This is a genomic window from Mycobacterium sp., assembly GCF_025965855.1.
Classification (GTDB): Bacteria; Actinomycetota; Actinomycetes; order Mycobacteriales; family Mycobacteriaceae; genus Mycobacterium.
Genome location: NZ_JAOPWB010000348.1, coordinates 1 through 3,332 on the forward strand (window position 1 = coordinate 1; position 3,332 = coordinate 3,332).

The window sequence follows — 3,332 nt, forward strand, 5'->3', positions numbered from 1 at the left end:
GGGCACGATGGGCAATGAGGTGGAAGCCCGCACTAAACGCGTTCGCAATCACCTTCAACGGCCGGATCACCCCGACCGGCAACTAACAAATGCCAAGGTCGGATCCACCGTTAATCGGACAGCCCCGCGCGGTCAGGTCGCGCGATCGTTGCGGCCGGTGATGTAGACCAGCGGAAGATCGAGATCGAGTGGGATGCGCAACATCGCTCCGCGCACCGGCGCTATTCGGGCCACGTGTTGTTGAGGATGATGTCGACGAAGTTGTCGCGAACGAACGTCGGGTCGAAGTGCTGCAGCACATCGGCGTTGACGGTGCCGAAGGTGCTGTGTGGGCGGTGCTTCATGCCGTCGTTGAAGGCGGACAGGATGCGCCGCTTGAAATCCGGTCGTGGATGAACGGCGGTGACCGCGGCAAGGGCTTCGGGAGACACGTCGTCGCGGCCAATGCCCAGGACATCGGTTTCGACACCTGCTGTCACCAAGGCGATTTCGGGTTCGAGGAACTCGGGTATCCCGGGCGTGGTGTGCAGCGCGATGCTCAGCCACACTTTGTCGGCGTCGGCCTTGTCGACGCCATGTTGCAGAAGGAAATCGCGCGCCGCGTTGGCGCTGTCGACCTCGAAGCGCAGGGTGGAAGTGCGGTACCGCTCGGTGAGGCCCAGGTCATGAAACATCGCCCCGGCATAGAGCAACTCGGGGTCTGGTTGCAGCCCCCGGCGACGGCCCTGCAGCGCGCCGAACAGGAACACGCGGCGGGAGTGGTCAAAGAGCAAGTCGTCTTCGGCGTCGCGGATCAACTCGGTGATCGCGCGCGCAAGCGGGGTGTCCGGGACGACGATGTCAGCGATACTTTCGATCGGCTGAGTGATCATGATCAACCTCCTGGGTTGGGGACTAGTAGCTAGTGTGCGGCGGCGAAGCTCCGTTCACCCACGGCCAACGAGCCGTCTTTCCCACAGAATCCGACACAATGAGTCCGTGACTGAACTCGGTGCGCGGTCGCGGGTGATGGTGATCGTCGTCTTCGACGAAGTGACGATGTTGGACGTCGCGGGAGCGGGTGAGGTGTTCGCCGAAGCCAACCGCTTCGGCGCCGATTACCGGCTCAGGATCGCCTCGGTCGATGGGCGCGACGTCACAACCTCGATCGGGACCCGGTTGGGTGTCACGGACGCCATTTCGTCAATCGAGTCCGCGGATACCGTCATGGTCGCCGGCAGCGACGACCTGCCCCGTCGAGCGATTGATCCCGAGCTCGTCGAGGCGATCAGGTCAGTCGCGGGCCGGACCCGGCGCCTGGCCTCGATTTGCACGGGGTCGTTCATCCTGGCGCAGGCCGGCCTGCTCAACGGCCGGCGGGCCACCACGCACTGGCATGACGCGAGGTTGTTCGCCCGCGCCTTTCCCGAGGTCACCGTCGAGCCGGACGCGATTTTCGTCCGCGACGGCGACGTCTTCACCTCCGCCGGGGTCTCCTCGGGCATCGACCTAGCGCTGGCGCTCGTCGAAATGGATCACGGCACCGAGCTGGTTCGCGACGTGGCCCGGTGGTTGGTCGTCTACCTCAAGCGCGCTGGTGGCCAGTCCCAATTCTCCGTGCTGGTCGAGGCCGATCCACCGCCGCAGTCTGCGCTGCGCAAGGTCACCGATGCAATCGCGGCCGATCCGGCGGCTAACCACAACGTGAAAACCCTTGCCGCGCGGGCCTCGTTGAGTACGCGGCAGCTGACCCGGCTATTCCAGTCCGAACTTGGGACGACACCTGCCCGCTACGTCGAAATGGTGCGCATCGATGCCGCCCGCGCCGCGCTCGACGCCGGCCGCAGCGTCTCCGACACCGCACGCCTGGCCGGGTTCGGTAGCACGGAAAGCCTACGGCGCGTATTCGTGGACCACCTCGGGGTCTCGCCGAAGGCCTATAGGGAGAGATTCCGCACGGCATCGCGCGGCTGATTTCCGGCATACTGTCCCGCCATGCACATCGACGTGATGGCGGTCCCGCAACCGTTGGAACAGACCGGTGACCTGGCCCGCCGAACTCAGGCCGCCGGGTTTTCCGGCCTGCTGTTCACCGAGACCGGGCGCACGCCCTACCTCAACGCCGCCGTCGCGTCGCAGGCCGCGCCCGGCCTGGAGCTGTCCACCGGGGTCGCGGTGGCGTTCCCCCGCAGCCCCTTCGTCACGGCGGCCACGGCCTGGGAGCTGCAGGAAGCCACCGGCGGAAAGTTCCGGCTCGGGCTCGGCACCCAGGTGCGGACCCACGTCGTGCGCAGATACGGCATGGCCTTCGAGCGCCCGGGTCCGCGGCTGCGTGACTACGTGCTCGCCGTGAAGGCGTGCTTCACCGCGTTCCGAAGCGGCAAGCTCGACCATCACGGCGAGTTCTACGATCTGGACTTCATCACCCCGCAGTGGAGCCCGGGACCCATCGACGCGCCGGACCCCAAAGTCGATGTGGCAGGAGTGAATCCGTGGATGCTGCGGATGGCGGGCGAAGTGGCCGACGGGGTGCACATCCATCCGCTCGGCGAGCCGGGCTATCTCGCCCGTCACGCACTGCCCAACATCGCCGAGGGGGCGGCGAAAGCGGACCGCTCCCCGTCGGATATCGCGGTGATCGTGCCGGTGATGACGATCGTCGGCGACACCGACGAAGAGCGCGACAGCCAGCGGGAGCTGGTGCGGGCCAGCATGGCCTTCTACGGAAGCACGCCCAACTACGCGTTCATCTGGGACGAGGCCGGGTTCGAGGGGACGACGGCGCGGATTCGTGAGAAGCAGAAGGCCGGGGACGTCGCCGGCATGGCGGCCCAGATCACCGACGAGCACATCGCCGCCTTCGCCACCGAGTCGACCTGGGACGGGCTTGCCGACGCGCTGACCGGGAAGTACGCGGGGATCGCAACGCGCCTCGCCCTCTACAGCGCCCTGGGCGATGACGAGCGGTTCGAGCGCTACGGCGAGGTCGCCCGCCGGCTACAGGGGTGATGGTCTCGTAGCCTCGACAAGCGTGCGCAAAATGCCACGGTTTGCGGCGTGTCGGCGTACAGACACGCACGCTCGCGAACGACTAAGGCGAACTCACTTGGTGGCGTTGTACTTGTTGATCGCGTCGTCCAGCCGCTGCAGCGCCGCACCGTAGGCGGCGAAATCGCCCTTCTTTTGGGCGTCTTTCGCCGCGCCGATCGCGGTCTGGATCTCCTGCAGGGCGGCCGCCTTGGCCGGGGACAGCGTCGTCGAGCCGTCCGGAGACGGCGGCACCGCAGTCGGCGGCGGCGGTCCCGGTGGCGCGGCGGGCGCCGGTGGGCTGGCCGGGCTGGCGGGCGGGATCG

Annotated in this window: 4 protein-coding genes; 2 read left to right on the plus strand and 2 right to left on the minus strand. The window is 67.0% G+C overall.

Features of this window, described 5'->3' with window-relative positions; translation table 11 throughout:
* Nucleotides 1-221: 221 nt before the first annotated feature.
* On the minus strand, nucleotides 222-872 hold the full coding sequence (locus tag JWP83_RS29960; protein WP_297738853.1) for an HD domain-containing protein: 651 nt from the start codon (nucleotides 870-872) through the stop codon (nucleotides 222-224).
* 136 nt (nucleotides 873-1,008) lie between these two features.
* Here JWP83_RS29960 and JWP83_RS29965 point away from each other — a divergent pair, with 136 nt between their 5' ends.
* Together JWP83_RS29965 and JWP83_RS29970 are read left to right on the plus strand one after the other, a co-directional pair.
* Nucleotides 1,009-1,953 (plus strand): GlxA family transcriptional regulator, encoded by a 945-nt coding sequence (locus tag JWP83_RS29965; protein ID WP_297738859.1) that lies wholly within the window; start codon nucleotides 1,009-1,011, stop codon nucleotides 1,951-1,953.
* Nucleotides 1,954-1,974: 21 nt separating this feature from the next.
* Nucleotides 1,975-2,988, plus strand: a complete 1,014-nt coding sequence (locus tag JWP83_RS29970; protein ID WP_297738855.1) for a TIGR03617 family F420-dependent LLM class oxidoreductase — start codon at nucleotides 1,975-1,977, stop codon at nucleotides 2,986-2,988.
* Between the two features lie 93 nt (nucleotides 2,989-3,081).
* Here JWP83_RS29970 and JWP83_RS29975 read toward each other — a convergent pair.
* Nucleotides 3,082-3,332, minus strand: a 251-nt coding sequence (locus JWP83_RS29975; RefSeq protein WP_297738857.1) for a hypothetical protein, incomplete at its 5' end; no start/stop codon positions are given.

What these genes read in the sequence shown, in the direction of transcription:
- JWP83_RS29970 (WP_297738855.1), top strand. Translation starts at nt 1,975, where the DNA reads ATGCACATCGACGTGATGGCGGTCCCGCAACCGTTGGAACAGACCGGT.
- JWP83_RS29965 (WP_297738859.1), top strand. Translation starts at nt 1,009, where the DNA reads ATGGTGATCGTCGTCTTCGACGAAGTGACGATGTTGGACGTCGCGGGA.
- JWP83_RS29960 (WP_297738853.1), bottom strand. Translation starts at nt 872, where the DNA reads ATGATCACTCAGCCGATCGAAAGTATCGCTGACATCGTCGTCCCGGAC.